Below are 16524 nucleotides of genomic sequence, written 5' to 3' on the forward strand. Positions count from 1 at the left end.
ACTTTATCAAAAATCTCTTGCCAAATGTTTTTTGCAACGAATCCTTCATGAATTGTGTACACAAAACAAGCTCCGAAAATTTTGGTGGTCGATGATAACGAAACCAATATTGAGATTATCACTCATATTTTACTTGGCCAAGGATATGAAGTGGCGGTTGCTTACGATGGTGAATATGCCCTAGAGTTAGCGGAAGCACTTGACTTTGACTTAATTTTACTGGATATTCTACTTCCAGGGATTAGTGGACTTGATGTTGCCAAACGTTTGCTTGTGATGGACAGGTCAAAAAACACTCCGATTCTTTTTTTATCTGCACTCAACGAAACAAGCGATATAGTCAAAGGTTTAGAAACAGGAGCCGTTGATTATATCACAAAACCTTTTCAAGAATCCGAAATTTTAGCTAGAATCAGAACTCATATCAAAATCAAAACTTTAGAAAAAGAAAGAATCGATCTTCTACAAGCCATTCAAAAAGATTTGGAACTTGCAAAAGCAAATCAAGAAAATTTAGTCACCTTCCAATTCCCACCTTCCCCACTCTATCAAATTTATACATCTTATAAACCTATGGAATTAGTCGGCGGAGATCTAATCACCTACGATTTGTTACCTTCTGGTGATTTGGACATTTTATTTGGAGATGTGACAGGTCACGGAATTGCTGCAGCGATGGTTTCTCTTATGGCCATCATTACTTTCAAAACAATGGATAAATCTTTTTTATCACCGAGCGAAAGTTTATATTGGATTCATAGTACACTCACTCCTCTCATCAGCACTCATTTTATTAGCGCAATCTATTTACGTTATAAAGCAGAAGAAAATCTTTTGTCATACTCCATGGCCGGCCACCATCATATGTTTTTGATTCGTGAAAACAAAATCATCAAACTCGGGACAAAGGGATTTTGCCTAATGATGTTTCCCGATCAACTCAATGCGGAAAACGAAGATATTTTTCTAAACTCAGGGGACAGATTGTTTCTTTTTTCTGATGGGATGTTTGAAGTCCCCAATGAAAACGAAGAATATTTGGGAGACCAAAAATTTGCGGAACTCATCGAAACAAGAATCCATCTCCCTTCAAAAGAATTTCTGGAATCCATTCAGGAGGAAGTTTTAGTTTATTCTGGTGGGAAAGTAGCAGACGACATGACTATGTTACTTTTGGAAATCAAATGATCGACGAGTTTTTAGCCATTTTGATTGCATCTGGATTGTTGTTTGTAGCCTATTATTATCATAATGCATATCGAAGAGAAAAAAAGCTTAGGTTAATCCTTTTTAGAAAGAATTTAAGTAATTCAGAAGAAATTGAACGCACCATTCGAGAAAAAGAAAAACAATACCAAGACATTTATGATACGGCAAACTCCATTATCATTCGCTGGAGCCCCGATTTTAAAATCCATTCCATCAACCCTTATGCAGAAGAATTTTTTCAAATAGGAAAAGATTCTGCCGAAGGTAAAGATGTTGTATTGGATTTATTTCAAATACCTTTTGAAAAATCCAATGAAGTGAAGTCCCAATTATGGAATATCTTCCATAGACCCGAACAAAATATCCGTCAAGAATATGATGTATTCATTGGAGAAAATGACAAACGAACTGTAACCTGGTCAAACCGAATTTTAAAAAATGAATTCGGATACCCCTACGAAGTACTGTCTATCGGGAATGATATTACTAACCGAAAAATAGCGGAAGAAAATTTAATGAAATCTTATGAGAGGATTTTGGATCTTTATAACAATGCTCCTTGTGGTTACCATTCTCTCGACAAAGACAATACCATCGTTTCTATCAACGATACCGAGCTCGATTGGTTAGGTTATGCGAGGGAAGAAATTGTAGGAAATTTTAAATTTAGCGACTTACTAACAGAGAGTAGTCAAGATAAATACAAACTGATTACCGACTCCTTCCCAAACGAAAACCTAACAGGCGTAGAATTAGAATTTATTAGAAAGGACAAGTCTACTTTTTTTGTTAGTTTAAACTCAACTGCTACCTTTGACAAGACTGGAAATTTTGTAATCAATAAGTCAACTGTGTTTGATATCACCGATCGCAAGCTAGCAGAAGACAAGTTAAACGATTATTCTCAGAAAATCCAGTTACAAAACAAACGATTACAAAAAGCAGTGGAAGCTGCCATCAAAGCAAATCGTTCGAAATCAGTTTTCTTTTCAAAAATCACACATGAATTAAGAACACCTCTTCATGCAGTCATTGGATTTTCACAAATTTTAGAAAAGGATCCAAACTTACCCAATCATTTGAAAGGTTATGTAGACTCTTTATATGAAAATGGAGTTCATCTTTTAGGAATGATCAATGATATTTTGGATCTTTCCAAAATCGAAGCAGGGAAAATGACAGAGACCCGAGAATCTTTTTCTCTCGTCCAACTTTGGGACACATTATTCTCCATGTTTTCTTACCGGTTTTCCGAAAAATCCATAAGTTTTGAACTGTTGAATGCCTCGGTGATCGAGTCTTGTTTTTATGAATCGGACTTACAAAAAATTCGCCAAATACTTGTGAATTTACTTGGGAATGCTTTGAAGTTCACCCACAAAGGTTCTGTCAGTTTAGAAATCAAAGTGAATCGGAATCCAGAACATTCTTTCGATATGGTGTTATTCATCGTCAAAGACACCGGGATAGGAATTCCAAATGATCAATTACATTCTATTTTTGAAGCTTTCCAACAAACCGAACAAGGAAGCTCTTATCAAGAAGGAACAGGACTTGGTTTATCCATTTGTCATCAGTTAGTAGAATTTTTAGGAGGAACCATCTATGTGAAAAGTACCATTGGCGAAGGATCAGAATTTGGATTTGAAATTCCTTTGACTCGGTTAGAAACCATCCCGAATGAATTATTAAAAAAATCAAAAATCGGACCAACCCACACAAGAGAACTGGGAGAAATCGCAAAACAAGATGAATCAGAAGTAGAGTTTGTTCACAACTTTTTAAATACTTCTCCGCAAAACTTAAAAAAAGAAATCTTACAACTGATCCGAATTCAAAACTTTGGGCAACTCATTGGTGTTTTAGATACGATCCAAACCGAAGACAAAGGGAAATTGATCCTAGAACAAAAAGTAAAAAACAAAAAATATAAGTTCTTAATCGATTTGGTTCAATCCTCTAATCCTTCCGAGTGATAATATCAATTTTTTGATATCCATTTGATTTTAATACATCAGTCGCAAAAACAAAAAATTCAAATTGTGCCCGTTTATCTACTTCCAGAACAACACGAGAAGCACCATCCTCATTTTTAGGAATCATCTGAGACAATGATTCTTTTGCAGTTTCCTTTCCATCAAAATAAATAACACCCAAATGATTGATTACAATTTTAAACTTAGGTGTTTCCTCTCCAATCGATTCTGTTTTAGATTTGGGTAGGTCGAGTTGTAAAGTGGAAGTAGTTTCAGTAAATCGAACTGCCAACATTAAAAAAATAAGCAATATAAATAAAACATCAATCAAACTGCTGATATCAATCAGTGCATTCGGACTTGATTTACGGAGTTTCATTTTTTTGAAAAATCCTTTACCAAAAGTTCCGAAATGTATCGGATTTTGTTTTCGGCAAATCTATGGAAATAAAGTGAAGGAATCGCTACAAGAAGACCTGCAATTGTTGTATTGAGTGCATCCTTGATTCCACCGGCTAACACTTCCAAGCTGACCTTCCCTTGTGATTCCATGGCTCCAAAAGCGGAATTAATTCCAATCACCGTACCAAGTAATCCAAGAAGCATAGAAAGAGAGGCAATTGTCGGTAACCAATGAATGGTTCTTTCCAAAGGAGAAAAGAATAATTCTAGTTCTTCGTCCGTTGGTTCTTTGGGAAAAAGTAAAACACGAAAATCAGAATCCTCTAGTTTTCGAAGTCCCAAGACAATTCGAAAGAAAAAATAGAAGGAAGTCAGTGAAAAACAAAAAAGAAGAATAAAAATCAAAATTGCGGGAATTGAAAATGTCCAATTCATGGATGTATCGACCTCTATGAACCAATACCAACTCCCATCCCAAGAAAAGAAACCGGAATATGTAAGAACCAATTTTGATGGAATCGCGAAGGCTTATGATCGATTCAATGATTGGAATAGCTTTTTTCTCCATAGGATTTGGAAAGATTGGGTGGTGAGAGAGGCTCGGAAAAGCGTACCTTCTGCCAAATCCGCCCTCGACCTTTGTTGTGGGACAGGAGACATTACCCTTCGGCTTTCTAAAGACCCAAACTTAAACCGAGTGGTAGGCCTTGATTTTTCAGAGAAAATGTTGTCCTTTGCCATCCGTAAGATTCCCAATAACCCCAAAGTCGAACTCCTCATCGGCGATGCGATGAATCTAAAACAGTTTGCCGACGGTAGTTTTGATATTGTGACCATGGGATTTGGCCTTCGTAATGTGTCTGACTTACGAAAATGTCTTTTGGAAATCAAACGAGTATTAAAGAAAGATGGAGTTTTTGTGAATTTGGATGTGGGACGTGTGAGACCAAAATTCTTAAAATTCTTTGCCGATTTTTATTTCTTCAAAATGGTTCCTCTTTTTGGGTATTTGCTCTACGGAAAGGAAAATGAGATGTTTGACTACCTCCCGCATTCCTCAAAGGTCTATCCCGACCAAGAAACCCTATCAGCCATTCTCACAGAACTTGGATTCCGAAACGTCAGGTTCCAGAACTTTGTATTTGGTAATGCCGTTGCCCACGTAGCGACTAACTAATATTAAATAAAACAAATCAGATTTATGTCTGATTTGTTTGGGAAATCGTTCTTTTTTTTGATCGGTGCCCGTACATCTCCCCAAAAATCCAATGGATTTCCCTAAATTTCATGAAATCTGCGTTGTATTTTTAGCGATTTTGTCGTTTAATTCCCTATGCAGGTAGGAAATCTCAACATGAAACGATGGTTCGTTCTTTTCACAATTCCCCTTATATTATTGGACTGCTCCAATAAAAAGAAAGGTTTATTACTTCTCCCATTTTTAGGTCTAGGAGATGGAAGCACTCAGCAAGCTGCTACATCTTCAGCCAATACCGGTGATGGCACATTCACAGTGGTTGGATTAGAAACCACTGACCCAAACCAAGTCACTCCTCCCACAGAAACAACAGGTGGTGCTACGACTGGTGACCAAACCACAACAAGTCCTGGGACTCCTGTTGCGACTACCCCAACTCCCGCACCAACGACCGTAAACAATGAAACAACTGTCGTTGTTGTAGACCAAACCAATAACGGTGGGGATTTTAATTTTGAAACCAACGTAACAGTTCCCGTCACTGTCGTGATCGAAAACGAAGCAGGTCCCGTGGCAAACGCACCTGTAACAGTGACTGAAACAACAACTACGGGAGAGCCAAATGTTGTAGGAACGGGAACCACTGATTCCAATGGTTCTGTTACCATTCCTATCAGTGTGCCACCAACTGTGACCACAGTGGAAGTGAGTGTGATTGGGGTGAATCCGACAACAGGAGAAGTGGTTGAAATTACAGGTTCTGCTCCCATCCAACAACCTTCTACAGGTTCCGGATCAGAAGGATCAGGAACAGTTGTCGTAGCTCCAGTTGTCAATGTTGATACAACTAACTTCCAACCAGTGAATGGTTGTGTGCAAGCTGTTGACTCTGATTGTGACGGTGTTGCCAATTCTTATGATGAATTCCCAGACGATCCAAGCCTTGCAACAACAGCACGTTCCGGTCGATACACAATTGCTTTCGAAGATATGTATCCTTCTGCAGGAGATGCAGATTTAAATGACCATTCAACTGTATTCAGCACAGAGATGGACAAAACACCAACAAACAAAGTAAAGACGATTCGTGGAACTTACACCCATGTAGCAAAAGGTGCAGGATACAATCATGAATTAAGACTTTCTTTGGATGTCCCAACCAATGCAACTGTACAAGTGAATTATATTGATGGAAGTGGCCAACCATGGAATGGTTGTGTTTCTGCTTCCAAATACACTGCCAATGCAGTGGGAGATTGTACTGGTGGAACTTTAAATACAGCACAGCTCAAACGAGGGATTCTAATTCTTCCAAGTTCTGACAAAACTTTGTTTGGCAAAAAGAACGCTCCAAGTGCAGGAACTACGTTTACAATCAATGATTTTGTTCGTGGTGTCACTGCTCAGGTGACGATTACCTTTGAAGAACCAGTGGATTTAAACGCGACGAAAAACCTTGTAGGTGGTCACCTCAACTACTTCCTTGCCATCAACCAAAAGACAGATGGAGTTTACCGACAAATTTATCGCCCTGGTTACTTCACAAATAGTGCAGGAAAAGATTCTTTCTTAGACAGTAAGGGGTTTCCATGGGCTATCATTGTTCCAGGAATCTTCAACCACCCTACAGAAGGGGCCGACATTCGTAAGCCATCGACTTCGGGTTATATCTTCTTTAACTCTTGGATGAATTCTAATGGAGTGGCTCATAAAGATTGGTATTTACATGTAGACCAAATCCCAGCACCTAACCGCCCATCGTATGTGGTTCGAGTTAGCGATTTTTATGCTGACAATGGATTTTCTGCCTATCTAATCAAAGCAGTACGCAAAAATGCTCTAGAAGTTTCGGCAAGTTTGATTGTCGTGGGAGCTGCCCTCGGGTTCCTCATGAAAAAACGATTGCAAAAAAAACAAGCAGCTTAACTTAACAGACTAACCTGCTTACAAAAGAAATCCTTCCTTCATTCTATGGGGGAAGGATTTTTTGTTTTATGGCCTCAGTCCTTCGGTTTGCAACCAATGAATATTTTCTTTCAGGGAACTTTGATTCTGACTTAAAATCCCAAAATCCAATCCTCATCGATCCCCTTTGGAAAGGAACCAAACTAGAAGCACCTTTACACCATTTCCCCCTTCCCACTTTGGACTCACCAAATTCTTTTTGTATTCTCACATCGGGATCCACTGGGCTTCCGAAAATGGTTTGGAAAAAATGGGGAGAAATTGAAAACGAAATCTCATATTGGACAATGTTGCCGGAAATCCAAAGACTATTTACTAATGCAGACAAAGTGCAAGTACAGGTCCCACTTTGCCATTTGTATGGACTGCTTTGGGGATTTTTAATCCCCAAACGATTGGGGGTTTTGGTCGAAGGAAATCCAAATCCAGAAGGCGGAGATTTATGGATCACTTCAGCCCCACAACTGCAGAAGGCTTTCCATTCTGAGAAAAAACTTCCTCTTCATGCAATCGTTTCAGGAATGAAATTCCCTGTGCCACTTGCTCGTTCCCTAAGGGATCTAGGTGGGATCTCAATCACAGAAATCTATGGAGCAACAGAAACTGGGGCAATTGGGTTTCGAGACCCACTACGACAAAATAGATTCCAAATCCTTTCGAGTATTGAAACAAAATTTCGATCCGTAGAAGGTATGGCAGAAACAGAATTACAAATGAAAAGTCCCTTTTTATCACATACATCCTTTCTTTTGAAAGAGGAAGGTTGGGAAGAACAAATCATACCACCTAGCGAATATTACTCGACAAATGATTTAGGAAACTTCTCTGATTTAGGATGGTATCTTTTCGGTAGAAAAGATCGAATCATCAAACACAATGGAAAACGAGTTTCTTTGGACCAGATTGAATCAGAAATTTTAGGTTTAGGAATGGAAGGCGAATTTATTTCTGTCCCGGTTTCTGATGAATTAGGAGAAATCATTGGCCTTTTCTCTTCATCGATCTTATCGGATGTGGAAATATTACGAATCTTACAAAAAGAATTACCAGCAAGCCATCTCCCTCGTGTGATTTTAAAAAATCCCGAAATCCCAAAATTACCCAACGGAAAACCAGATTATTTAACCATCACCAAACTTTGCACCGAAAAATACCGATCCAAACAAAACCAAAGGGAGGAAAGAACACCCCAAAAAAATCTAGGATCAAACTGAAGATATTTTCTGTGTTTTTCATTTTTTCTTTTTTGGATGGATAAGAAAACGTAGACCGATCGTTCTATATTTTAAATTCTTGTCATTATGAGACACAGAGAAATTCTTTTAGAATACAAAGTTCATCCTTTATGGCAGTTTTTAGAACAGACTTATGGTTTTGAACAAGCATTTCGCATGTTCAAACCGTATGAAGGTGCCAATATTCTACCCAGACTCGTAGACAAAAACACCATGATTGTGACTATGCCTCTGATTCTATCCAACACGAATTATGTGGGGACTCATTTTGGTGGATCGTTATATTCCATGTGTGATCCGTTCTTTATGTTTTTATTAATGATGAATCTTGGAAAAGATTATATGGTTTGGGACAAAGGGGCAAAAATTGATTTTGTAAAACCGGGAGAAGGTACAGTCACCGCAACCTTCCATATTCCAAATAACGAATTTGAAGATTTAAAAGAACTTTTGAAAAAAGAGAAAAAAACCATTCGAACCTATGAGACAGAAGTTGTTGGCGAAGATGGGAAAACCGTCGCCAAAATCACTAAGGATTTATATATCCGAAGATTGATTTAAGTTTTAAAACTGGATTCGATTGTTTCCGTCAAAACTGGATCGGGGCAATCGAAATTCCAATCGGGACCTTGACTTCAGGCGGATATAGGATGCACCTTTAGGACATTCTCCTGACCAAATATAACCTTGGTTGGTTTCAGTAAATAACTCTTGTTTAATGATAACTCTGTCTGAATTCAAAAATAGAATTTCGACTACTAAACTTTTACTTTTTGTTTCTAACAAAATCCTTCCCGCTCGGGAAGGACCAAATTCGGACAGTTTCCATTCCCAAACTTTCCCATGAAATTCATATTCATAGTTAGGCGACCTAGGAGGAATCGTTACAGCTGATTGGTACTCTCCTAATTGGGTTTTTCGAAATTCTGATCCAATTCCCAAATCCCAAAATTTCCCTGAATAAAATAATGCATAATTGAGTGGAAGGCCTACCGAAAGGATTAATAACAAGGGAGAAAACCAAATCGTTTTTCTAAGTTTGTCAAAAGATGGGGAAAATCCAGATCCCTTTTCACCTAGTAGGATTAAGTAAAAACAGAGAAACGCCCCGTCTGAGTTTTGGATTTGTACACCGAAAAATAGCGGAATGATGAGTAACAAACTTTGTTTCCATAACCCACGTTCCCATAAAAAAACACCGATATAAAACAAAAAAACAAAGGTTCCAAAAATTCCCAAATCATGGATAAGCCATAAATAGAAGTTAGGTGGGAAATCGATCATCCCGTTGGAAGTTCTGGTTCCAACCCGTAGAGGGTCAAGTAAACCAAGTGGAAAAGAACCAATTCCATTCCCCAACCACAGATTGTTTTTGATTCCTTCCGTACAAATGGTAAGAAGTTCCGCACGAACTAAATCCATTCGTTTTAAAGCCAAATATGGTTCCGTTTTCCAAACCGATATGGCCTCCATAGAACGTTTGGATAATTCAACCAAATCCCAATCTTTTTTTAGAAAACTTAATCCATATAGAATAAGGAAAAAAAACAAAGGAAGAAGGAAGTAAGAACCGATCCTTATGATTCTTTTTTTTGTGATAGAAACGATCCACAAATCAGTTGTTAAATGAATAACACCAACAGCATTACAAATAATCCATATCACCCAAAACGCTTTTCCTTGTTTCAGACCAAGCCAAGTCACAAAAAGAAAAGATAAAATGGCAAGGACCAAACTAAATCTTTCTTTAGATTGTCTCCAAATGCTGATGAGTTTGGAAATCCAAAGAAGAGATAGAATTGGAAGGATCCAGGAAGCTGATCCAGAGTCTTGCAAAAGTCCAGTTGTACGGCCTACTTTTACACTTTCCAGAGTTCCTTCTGAGAAAAACTCCAAACTCCAAACGGATTGGATACATATTACTAGTAAGTTGATACCAAAACCTAAAAAAATTCCAAACCGCAATTGTTCCGACAAACTATCCTTAGATGGTGTTGGCATGGATCTTTCTTCCGAAAATAGATACAAAACCACAAAGGCAGTGGGAATTAAAATTTTACAAGAAAGCCCCATTGCTTCCCGAGAGGAAAGAGAAGGAAAATACAAATACTCTTGGATCCCAAGTCCAGAGACCAAACCCAATCCCTGGTATTGGAAAAGGCAAAGCATAACAAGAAAAAACAAAAAAATAATAAATCCAAAGTAAGTAGAATACCAAATGGGCAGATTGGATTTTCCCGTTGGATTTCGAATCATCCAGTCAGTCAGAATCTGTTCGGATTGTTTGGGAAGAGCAGTTTCATTTCTGCCTAGGAGGACAAGGATGACCTCTCTTGTCCAAATCCCAAGAATGGAGCCAAAAAACAAACCAACTAGTTGGTAGGAACCCACCATGGGTAGTCCTGACAAATAAGGCAGTCGCAAGAAAGTGAACACTCCAAGAGCTGTAAAGATTCGGCCCCACTTCCGCTGGTACATCTGTGGGAAAAAACCAAAGGAAAACTGCAATAAAAAGGATGGGAAAAAATGAACGGTGGGAACCGGTTCCACGTAACGATGAAGACTCCAAAGGGAGTACGTTAAAATGGAAAAAAAGAAAAGATCAAAGAATGGTAAGGTGCGCAGCCGGTTTGGAAAACTCACGATAGAAAGAGTTTAGAGAAAGGCACGGCAAAGCAAATGTAAATTTAAAAGTTGAGGGAGAATTCGGCGTGGTCTTATTCGGGAAAAGGACGAAGGGATTTCTCTTAATCGAGAGAATCCACATCCATTCCGGTGACTGGGTAAGCAGATAAAGAATCCATACGGTATCCACCAGCACGGTTACGGCTTTTTGCCATTTGTTCTGCAAATTCCACAGTAAATCTTGTCCACGGGATGGCCTTGAGTCTTGCGAGAGGAATTTTTTTCTTAGTTCCCTCACAGATCCCGTAGGTTCCGTTTTCAATCTTTTCTAACGCAAGTTCAATCTCACGTAGGGTTTCAATTTCGTTTTCAGTCAAAACAGAAGTTAAGGCTTCTGAATTGAGTTCGGATGCGATGTCCGCAATATCACCCATCTCCTTCAACCCAGATGGAGAACTAGTGTCTTCCCATTGGTTGAGTTTGACGAGGAGGGACTCTTTTTTCTCTTGGAGGAGCTCACGCACCTCTTCAATGAACTTTTTGTCCACTCCCTTCTCGGATGAAGATTTTGCAGCTGGTTTCGGCATCTTATTCCTTAGACTTTGGATTCCTTGTGATCTGTATGGGATTTGCAAAATTTGCAATATTTTTTAGTCACAAGTTTTTCCGACTTTGTCTTCTTATTTTTAGTCTGGAAGTAATTTGACCGCCCAGGGATCGCACATGGGACACAGGTTAGTTTTATGATTTCTCTCATAATTTATGCCATGACGTACCGACCCCATATATAGTCAATCGACAATAGCGGGTTTTTTCAGTTCCTTTCTGAAATAGGTCGCAAACAAACTCCCCAAGAGAGAATGGGTCAAACTCGATAAAGCACTAGGAATTGCGGTGTTCGGATCGAGAAAATGTGTCCTTGCAAGGACTGCCCCAAGCCCTGAATTCTGCATCCCTACTTCAATCGAAATGGTTTTTGCTGTTTTTACATTCTTTGTCAGATACCAGCTAAAAATCCCACCAAGTCCAAACCCACCTAGGTGCAAAAGGATGACCGCAAAAAAGATACGAAAGTCCGAATTAAGGATGGTCTCTTTTCCACTGGCAATGATCGAAGCCACAATCATCGCAATCAACAGTACAGAAAGTACGGGAAAGAAGTCTTGGATCTCTTTTGTGAGTTTTGGGAAAATTGATTTTAAAAATAATCCTAATCCAACAGGAACCAAGATCACTTGGAAGGTTGTAAACACAAGTCCCCACCTATCAATTTCCAATCGACTTCCAATGAGAACGGAAATTAGAAAAGGAGTCATGAGGATTCCAAGGATGGTAGATACAGAAGTTAAAGTAACACTTAAGGGGACATCCGCTTTGGACAAAAATGTGATCACGTTGGATGCGGTCCCCCCAGGGCAACAAGAAACTAGGATGAGTCCCACGGCGAAGGCTTCTGGCAATTGGAATAAATACCCGAGTGAGTATCCAAGGATGGGCATAATCGTATATTGCAAGATAGTTCCAATGAGAATGGGTTTTGGTTGTTTTAAGATCCGAATAAAATCTTCTGCTTCTAGAGTGAGTCCCATCCCAAGCATAATCGCACCGAGACTATAAGTGATCCAAGGGCCTTTGAACCAAATGATTTTTTCCGGGAATCCAAATCCAATGGCGGAAATGAAAAGAAGCACTACCGGAAAAGCAGTCACAATCAGTTTAGAAATTTTAGTAACCATATAAGATTTGATTTTACTCGTTCACCTAACTTTGACTTAGGTAATCTTTCAATGCTTCTTTCACACGAGCCACATGTTCTTCTTCGATGGCAATATGAGGGGCCATTCGGAGTCGTCCCAGTCGCACCGCTGTTGTGATTTTTCTTTGTTTTAAAAAGGCCTGGATGGCCTCCGGTTGGAACTTGGAAGGATCTTTATGACCAGTGATGGCAAGGATTCCTGTTTTGACATTGGGGAATGCATCTGATTCTAAAGTAAAACCCAGATCGTGAAGTGCGTTTTTCAACATCCCTGCCACTTCATAAATTCGTTCCCTAACCCTTGAAAACCCAAGAGTTGATAACATCTTTAATGACGCATAAAAATAAATCCAATCATTGAAATTAATCGTACTTTGTTCAAATTGGTCGGCTGCCGGTTTCCATTCATTACGATATGGGAAATAATTGGAATCGTTGACCACACTGGATTGGCCTTTGAAGATCAGTTGGAAACCTTTGGATTCTTCTTTGGATAAGTACACCACTCCAAGCCCCAAAGGACCGAGTAACCACTTCCAGGCGGCAAAGGCACAAAAAGCCACTTTCAGTTTTCCAAAATCCAAAGGGATATGGCCTACTGCTTGGCTTCCGTCAATCACAAGTTTTGTAGAATGAGTATCACAAAGATTAGAAACTTCTTCCATATCGAAAGCCACTCCCGTACACCAATGAACAGGTGATAGGCTAAGGATATACACATCCCCTTTTTCTAATTCGTTTTTGAGGTTGGTTAAAAATTCATCAGGAGTTTTCCCTACAGGAATAAAATCTAAACCAACACCCTTTTCTTTCCAATGTTCCCAAGGATACACATTGCTTGGATATTCGTTTTCTAAAACAAGGATCCGTTTTCCTTTCGGGATTTGGATGCTATGAGAATAGAGATTCATCCCCTCACTTGTGTTATGCACAATCCCAATTTCAGATGGATCACAAGAAAGAATCTCTGCGATGTACCCACGGATGGTAGATTTGATGACTGGTTCTGCAAAAATAGGGGCAAAAATCCCAAACTTAGCATATTCCTGGAAATAGAGATTCATCATCTGGATGGCATAGGTCGAAACGGGTGTCGTTCCACAATAATTCAACCAAACGGAATCATTCTGTACGGGGAAATACTGGGAGATCCCTTTCCAATTTTCGAAAGAGGGAAACGAAGGAATTTCGGAGTGATTAAGAGACATTCAAAAATAGAAATATCTGAAGCGACAGAAGAGAAAAGTAAAAAAAAATGGGACCGTGCTCTCTTCTCGGATTTACCTCTCTCGTTCAGCTTTTAGCCACAATATCGCCCTGTTTCGCAAACTGATTGGTCCTAAAACCAAGTTTACGGCCATTATCAAATCCAATGCATATGGACATGGGCTACTAGCAACAGCTTCCATCGCCCTCGATGCCGGAGCTGACTACTTGGGTGTCAACTCCTTGGAAGAAGCCTTATCCATCCGACGTGTATTCACGAAAGCCACCATCCTCATTATGGGAAGTATTCCCGATCTAAAAGAAAGAAAGGAATCTTTGGCAGATGAAAATTTTTGGGTGATGGTCTCACGGATCGAAGAAATGGAAATCCTCGCCAAACTTTCACCAACCCCAAAAATCCATTTAAAAGTTGATACTGGGATGTCAAGACTTGGGATTCCTACCACGGATGCCGATGCCCTTGCCAAGGAAATCTTTGAAAAAAAACTCCCTCTTGCAGGGATTGCCACTCACTTTGCGAGCACAGAAGATTTTACAGAACATAGTTATTCCATGTTACAATTGGGTAAGTTCCAAGATGCAATAGACGCTTTCACTAAACACGGGTTTATCGATCTTATTTGCCACTGTGCTTCTTCTGCTTCCGCTATGTTATTTTCGGAAGCAAGAATGGATTTGGTTCGTGTGGGAATTTCTCTTTACGGACTTTGGCCAAGTTTAGAAACAAAACTTTCTTTATCTCTTATGAAAAAAGATGTGGGGATGTTAAAACCAGCCCTCAGTTGGAAAACACAAATCCAACACATCCAGAATCTAAACCAAGGAACATTTATCGGGTATGGGTCCACATATAAAACCACACATGATACAAAATTGGCAGTTGTACCCGTCGGATACTATGAGGGACTAGATAGAAAACTTTCCAACAATGGGTATATGCTCGTTCGCGGAGAAAGGGCCAAAATTTTGGGTCGGATTTGTATGAATATGACTATGCTTGATATCACTCATATCCCGGATGCAAAACTAGGGGATGATGTTGTGATTCTCGGAAAATCGGGAAATGAAACCATATCAGCAGATGACCATGCGGCTTGGACAGGTACAATTAATTATGAAGTGGTCACAAGAATTTTGGGATCTTTCCCTCGCATCATTGAAGACTAGAGGACGATATGTCAGAAAGACAAATTTATAATTGGAAAAATCATAGACTCACTTATGTGAAACACAAGTCTCTCAATCCCAAAGCAAAAGAAACAATTGTTCTGATTGGTGGTTGGTGTTCGGCAGCTGGGTATTGGGGTCTTAACATTCCCTTTTTTCGTCAATTCGGAGACGTCGTTGAACTAGACTTAGTTGGTCATTACCCTGCAGAAATTTTTGATCAAAAAAAAGGACTTACCCTCCAAGACTTTTTAGAAACACAAGCACAAGGGATTTGGGCCTCTGCAGGAGAAAAAGACATTACCCTTGTGGGTCATTCGACCGGTGGAATGGCAGTGCTCGCCATAGCTTCTTTATTCCCGCAGCGAATCAAACAAGTCATTTCGATTGCACCTTTTGTCCACGGACCTGTACCTGGAATTTTAAAAATCGGTGTGATGGGACTTCGTGCGAACTTAGGTAGTTTTTTTGACTTTGGATTCAAAATTGGAAAGGCCCTTCCCAAAGCCTTACAAATCGGATTTTCCTATGGAGTGTATGATTCGTCTGCCTTCCATGCCCGTGAAGAAATCAAACAATTCCTCAAAGACTATAACCCACAATTTGAATGCCTGAACCCAAGACAAATTCTAATGATTCTGGAGATGTTGGATAGAACTGATATCCGTCCCCTAGTTTTTGGAAACCAAGTACCCACACTCATCATGCGAGGAGAAGAAGATCCAATCATTCCAGGAAAAGATGTGATGGAACTGGAAAGAACCACCCCTCACGTCAAAGCAGTATTATTTTCCGAATGCGGACATTTTGTACACATGGAAAAACAAAAGGCAGCTGAAAAAGTCATGAAAGACTTTCTTTTGATGAAAAAGGTCTCCGCAACCAAAAGGTCATTTTTTTAATCATTCCAAAGTCCAAAGCGGACAAAGCATGATTCAAAAAAACACTCTCGGTTTAGAACAGACGGTGGTTTAGGCTAGGAAGTTGGTTTCGGATTTCGCTTAACTTTTGTAAGTCGATCTCGGCAATGGCAAAACCTTCCGTATTGTGAATCTCATCTAAAATTTCTCCCCAAGGAGAAATGATGAGAGAATGGCCAAAGGTTTTTCGTTTCCCATGGGGATCATGAACTCCTGTCTGACCCGGTGCGAGTACATACATAAAATTCTCAATGGCTCGAGCGCGAAGGAGCACATGCCAATGGGCTTCTCCCGTAGGAACAGTAAAGGCTGCAGGCAGAAAACAAAGTTCTACTCCTTTTTTGGACAAAGCACGAAAGAGTTCTGGAAAACGAATGTCGTAACAAATGGCGGAAGAAATTTTACCATACTCGGTTTGGATGACATCGGGAACCTTTCCCCCACTTTCTGTGGAATTCGATTCGCTATAATTAAATCCATCGCCGACAACCGCATTAAAAAGATGAGCTTTATGATAACGAAAGACTTCTTTTCCTTCCGGATTTGTGATGACAGCGGTATTGTAGACCTTTCCCGTTGGTGCCTTAGTCGGAAAACCTCCCCCTAGTAGAAAGATACCAAGGTCTTTAGAAGTTTCTTGTAAAAAAACATTTGTTTCTTCTTCGATTTGACCCAGAAGATTTTTTTTCTCCTCTTCACTTCCCATAAAAGAAAAATTTTCAGGAAGGCCAATGACCTTGGCACCGGCAGAAGCCGCTTCTTCCACAAGTTGCCTACACTTAGTTAGGTTATTTGAGACTCTTGCTGTACTTGTGACTTGCACTGCGGCGGCTTTAAATTTCAT

General features: G+C 39.5%; 16 protein-coding genes. 8 read left to right on the top strand and 8 right to left on the bottom strand.

Annotated elements, in window-relative coordinates; genetic code table 11:
- Nucleotides 1-54 precede the first annotated feature (54 nt).
- Both EHQ47_RS00065 and EHQ47_RS00070 read left to right on the top strand, forming a co-directional pair.
- Nucleotides 55-1188 (top strand): PP2C family protein-serine/threonine phosphatase, encoded by a 1134-nt coding sequence (locus EHQ47_RS00065; protein WP_208727369.1) that lies wholly within the window; start codon nucleotides 55-57, stop codon nucleotides 1186-1188.
- Nucleotides 1185-3185, top strand: coding sequence for a PAS domain-containing sensor histidine kinase (locus EHQ47_RS00070; protein WP_135776277.1), 2001 nt, complete (start codon nucleotides 1185-1187; stop codon nucleotides 3183-3185). Before EHQ47_RS00065 ends, EHQ47_RS00070 begins: the two co-directional genes overlap by 4 nt.
- On the opposite strand, the gene EHQ47_RS00075 is transcribed toward EHQ47_RS00070, so the two are convergent.
- Together EHQ47_RS00075 and EHQ47_RS00080 are read right to left on the bottom strand one after the other, a co-directional pair.
- On the bottom strand, nucleotides 3169-3564 hold the full coding sequence (locus tag EHQ47_RS00075) for an ExbD/TolR family protein (protein ID WP_135749273.1): 396 nt from the start codon (nucleotides 3562-3564) through the stop codon (nucleotides 3169-3171). The two genes, EHQ47_RS00070 and EHQ47_RS00075, sit on opposite strands and share 17 nt — an antisense overlap.
- Complete coding sequence (locus EHQ47_RS00080; RefSeq protein ID WP_208727370.1) at nucleotides 3561-4022, bottom strand: MotA/TolQ/ExbB proton channel family protein; 462 nt, start codon at nucleotides 4020-4022, stop codon at nucleotides 3561-3563. Before EHQ47_RS00080 ends, EHQ47_RS00075 begins: the two co-directional genes overlap by 4 nt.
- 16 nt (nucleotides 4023-4038) lie before the next feature.
- On the opposite strand from EHQ47_RS00080, the gene EHQ47_RS00085 reads away from it, so the two are divergent.
- The 4 genes from EHQ47_RS00085 to EHQ47_RS00100 all read left to right on the top strand — a co-directional run bounded on the left by EHQ47_RS00085 (nucleotide 4039) and on the right by EHQ47_RS00100 (nucleotide 8546).
- A complete protein-coding gene (locus tag EHQ47_RS00085; protein WP_135749275.1) occupies nucleotides 4039-4764 on the top strand; it encodes a ubiquinone/menaquinone biosynthesis methyltransferase in 726 nt (241 codons plus the stop codon).
- Nucleotides 4765-4941: 177 nt separating this feature from the next.
- Nucleotides 4942-6711: an LruC domain-containing protein gene (locus EHQ47_RS00090; RefSeq protein WP_135749276.1), complete on the top strand. Its 1770-nt coding sequence runs from the start codon at nucleotides 4942-4944 to the stop codon at nucleotides 6709-6711.
- Between the two features lie 68 nt (nucleotides 6712-6779).
- Entirely contained in the window at nucleotides 6780-7964 is a 1185-nt protein-coding gene (locus EHQ47_RS00095) for an AMP-binding protein (protein ID WP_135749277.1), read from the top strand.
- Nucleotides 7965-8051: 87 nt separating this feature from the next.
- The gene (locus EHQ47_RS00100) at nucleotides 8052-8546 is read left to right on the top strand and encodes a YiiD C-terminal domain-containing protein (protein WP_135749278.1); all 495 of its coding nucleotides are present in this window, start codon (nucleotides 8052-8054) and stop codon (nucleotides 8544-8546) included.
- A gap of 3 nt (nucleotides 8547-8549) precedes the next feature.
- Here the strand turns inward: EHQ47_RS00100 and EHQ47_RS00105 are convergent, their stop codons facing one another.
- From EHQ47_RS00105 to EHQ47_RS00125, 5 genes are all read right to left on the bottom strand, one after another.
- On the bottom strand, nucleotides 8550-10535 hold the full coding sequence (locus EHQ47_RS00105) for a hypothetical protein (protein WP_135749279.1): 1986 nt from the start codon (nucleotides 10533-10535) through the stop codon (nucleotides 8550-8552).
- A 197-nt stretch (nucleotides 10536-10732) separates the two neighbouring features.
- A complete protein-coding gene (locus tag EHQ47_RS00110) occupies nucleotides 10733-11197 on the bottom strand; it encodes a TraR/DksA family transcriptional regulator (protein ID WP_135694439.1) in 465 nt (154 codons plus the stop codon).
- 8 nt (nucleotides 11198-11205) lie between these two features.
- Nucleotides 11206-11367, bottom strand: a complete 162-nt coding sequence (rpmG, locus tag EHQ47_RS00115; RefSeq protein WP_081431684.1) for a 50S ribosomal protein L33 — start codon at nucleotides 11365-11367, stop codon at nucleotides 11206-11208.
- Between the two features lie 34 nt (nucleotides 11368-11401).
- Nucleotides 11402-12346, bottom strand: coding sequence for a bile acid:sodium symporter family protein (locus EHQ47_RS00120; RefSeq protein WP_135749280.1), 945 nt, complete (start codon nucleotides 12344-12346; stop codon nucleotides 11402-11404).
- Between the two features lie 25 nt (nucleotides 12347-12371).
- Nucleotides 12372-13574 (bottom strand): aminotransferase class V-fold PLP-dependent enzyme, encoded by a 1203-nt coding sequence (locus tag EHQ47_RS00125; RefSeq protein ID WP_135749281.1) that lies wholly within the window; start codon nucleotides 13572-13574, stop codon nucleotides 12372-12374.
- 55 nt (nucleotides 13575-13629) lie between these two features.
- On the opposite strand from EHQ47_RS00125, the gene alr reads away from it, so the two are divergent.
- Together alr and EHQ47_RS00135 are read left to right on the top strand one after the other, a co-directional pair.
- Nucleotides 13630-14760, top strand: coding sequence for an alanine racemase (alr, locus tag EHQ47_RS00130; RefSeq protein WP_135776278.1), 1131 nt, complete (start codon nucleotides 13630-13632; stop codon nucleotides 14758-14760).
- An 8-nt stretch (nucleotides 14761-14768) separates the two neighbouring features.
- Nucleotides 14769-15662: an alpha/beta fold hydrolase gene (locus EHQ47_RS00135; protein WP_135749283.1), complete on the top strand. Its 894-nt coding sequence runs from the start codon at nucleotides 14769-14771 to the stop codon at nucleotides 15660-15662.
- A gap of 52 nt (nucleotides 15663-15714) precedes the next feature.
- Here the strand turns inward: EHQ47_RS00135 and EHQ47_RS00140 are convergent, their stop codons facing one another.
- Nucleotides 15715-16524 carry a carbon-nitrogen hydrolase family protein gene (locus EHQ47_RS00140; RefSeq protein WP_135749284.1) on the bottom strand — a complete coding sequence of 270 codons (810 nt, stop codon included), beginning with the start codon at nucleotides 16522-16524 and terminating at the stop codon, nucleotides 15715-15717.

Origin of the sequence: Leptospira bourretii (assembly GCF_004770145.1) — a bacterium.
Lineage (GTDB): Bacteria > Spirochaetota > Leptospiria > Leptospirales > Leptospiraceae > Leptospira_A > Leptospira_A bourretii.

What these genes read in the sequence shown, in the direction of transcription:
- EHQ47_RS00070 (WP_135776277.1), top strand. Translation starts at nt 1,185, where the DNA reads ATGATCGACGAGTTTTTAGCCATTTTGATTGCATCTGGATTGTTGTTT.
- EHQ47_RS00075 (WP_135749273.1), bottom strand. Translation starts at nt 3,564, where the DNA reads ATGAAACTCCGTAAATCAAGTCCGAATGCACTGATTGATATCAGCAGT.
- EHQ47_RS00080 (WP_208727370.1), bottom strand. Translation starts at nt 4,022, where the DNA reads ATGAATTGGACATTTTCAATTCCCGCAATTTTGATTTTTATTCTTCTT.
- EHQ47_RS00085 (WP_135749275.1), top strand. Translation starts at nt 4,039, where the DNA reads ATGAACCAATACCAACTCCCATCCCAAGAAAAGAAACCGGAATATGTA.
- EHQ47_RS00090 (WP_135749276.1), top strand. Translation starts at nt 4,942, where the DNA reads ATGAAACGATGGTTCGTTCTTTTCACAATTCCCCTTATATTATTGGAC.
- EHQ47_RS00095 (WP_135749277.1), top strand. Translation starts at nt 6,780, where the DNA reads ATGGCCTCAGTCCTTCGGTTTGCAACCAATGAATATTTTCTTTCAGGG.
- EHQ47_RS00100 (WP_135749278.1), top strand. Translation starts at nt 8,052, where the DNA reads ATGAGACACAGAGAAATTCTTTTAGAATACAAAGTTCATCCTTTATGG.
- EHQ47_RS00110 (WP_135694439.1), bottom strand. Translation starts at nt 11,197, where the DNA reads ATGCCGAAACCAGCTGCAAAATCTTCATCCGAGAAGGGAGTGGACAAA.
- rpmG (WP_081431684.1), bottom strand. Translation starts at nt 11,367, where the DNA reads ATGAGAGAAATCATAAAACTAACCTGTGTCCCATGTGCGATCCCTGGG.
- EHQ47_RS00120 (WP_135749280.1), bottom strand. Translation starts at nt 12,346, where the DNA reads ATGGTTACTAAAATTTCTAAACTGATTGTGACTGCTTTTCCGGTAGTG.
- EHQ47_RS00125 (WP_135749281.1), bottom strand. Translation starts at nt 13,574, where the DNA reads ATGTCTCTTAATCACTCCGAAATTCCTTCGTTTCCCTCTTTCGAAAAT.
- EHQ47_RS00135 (WP_135749283.1), top strand. Translation starts at nt 14,769, where the DNA reads ATGTCAGAAAGACAAATTTATAATTGGAAAAATCATAGACTCACTTAT.
- EHQ47_RS00140 (WP_135749284.1), bottom strand. Translation starts at nt 16,524, where the DNA reads ATGAAATTTAAAGCCGCCGCAGTGCAAGTCACAAGTACAGCAAGAGTC.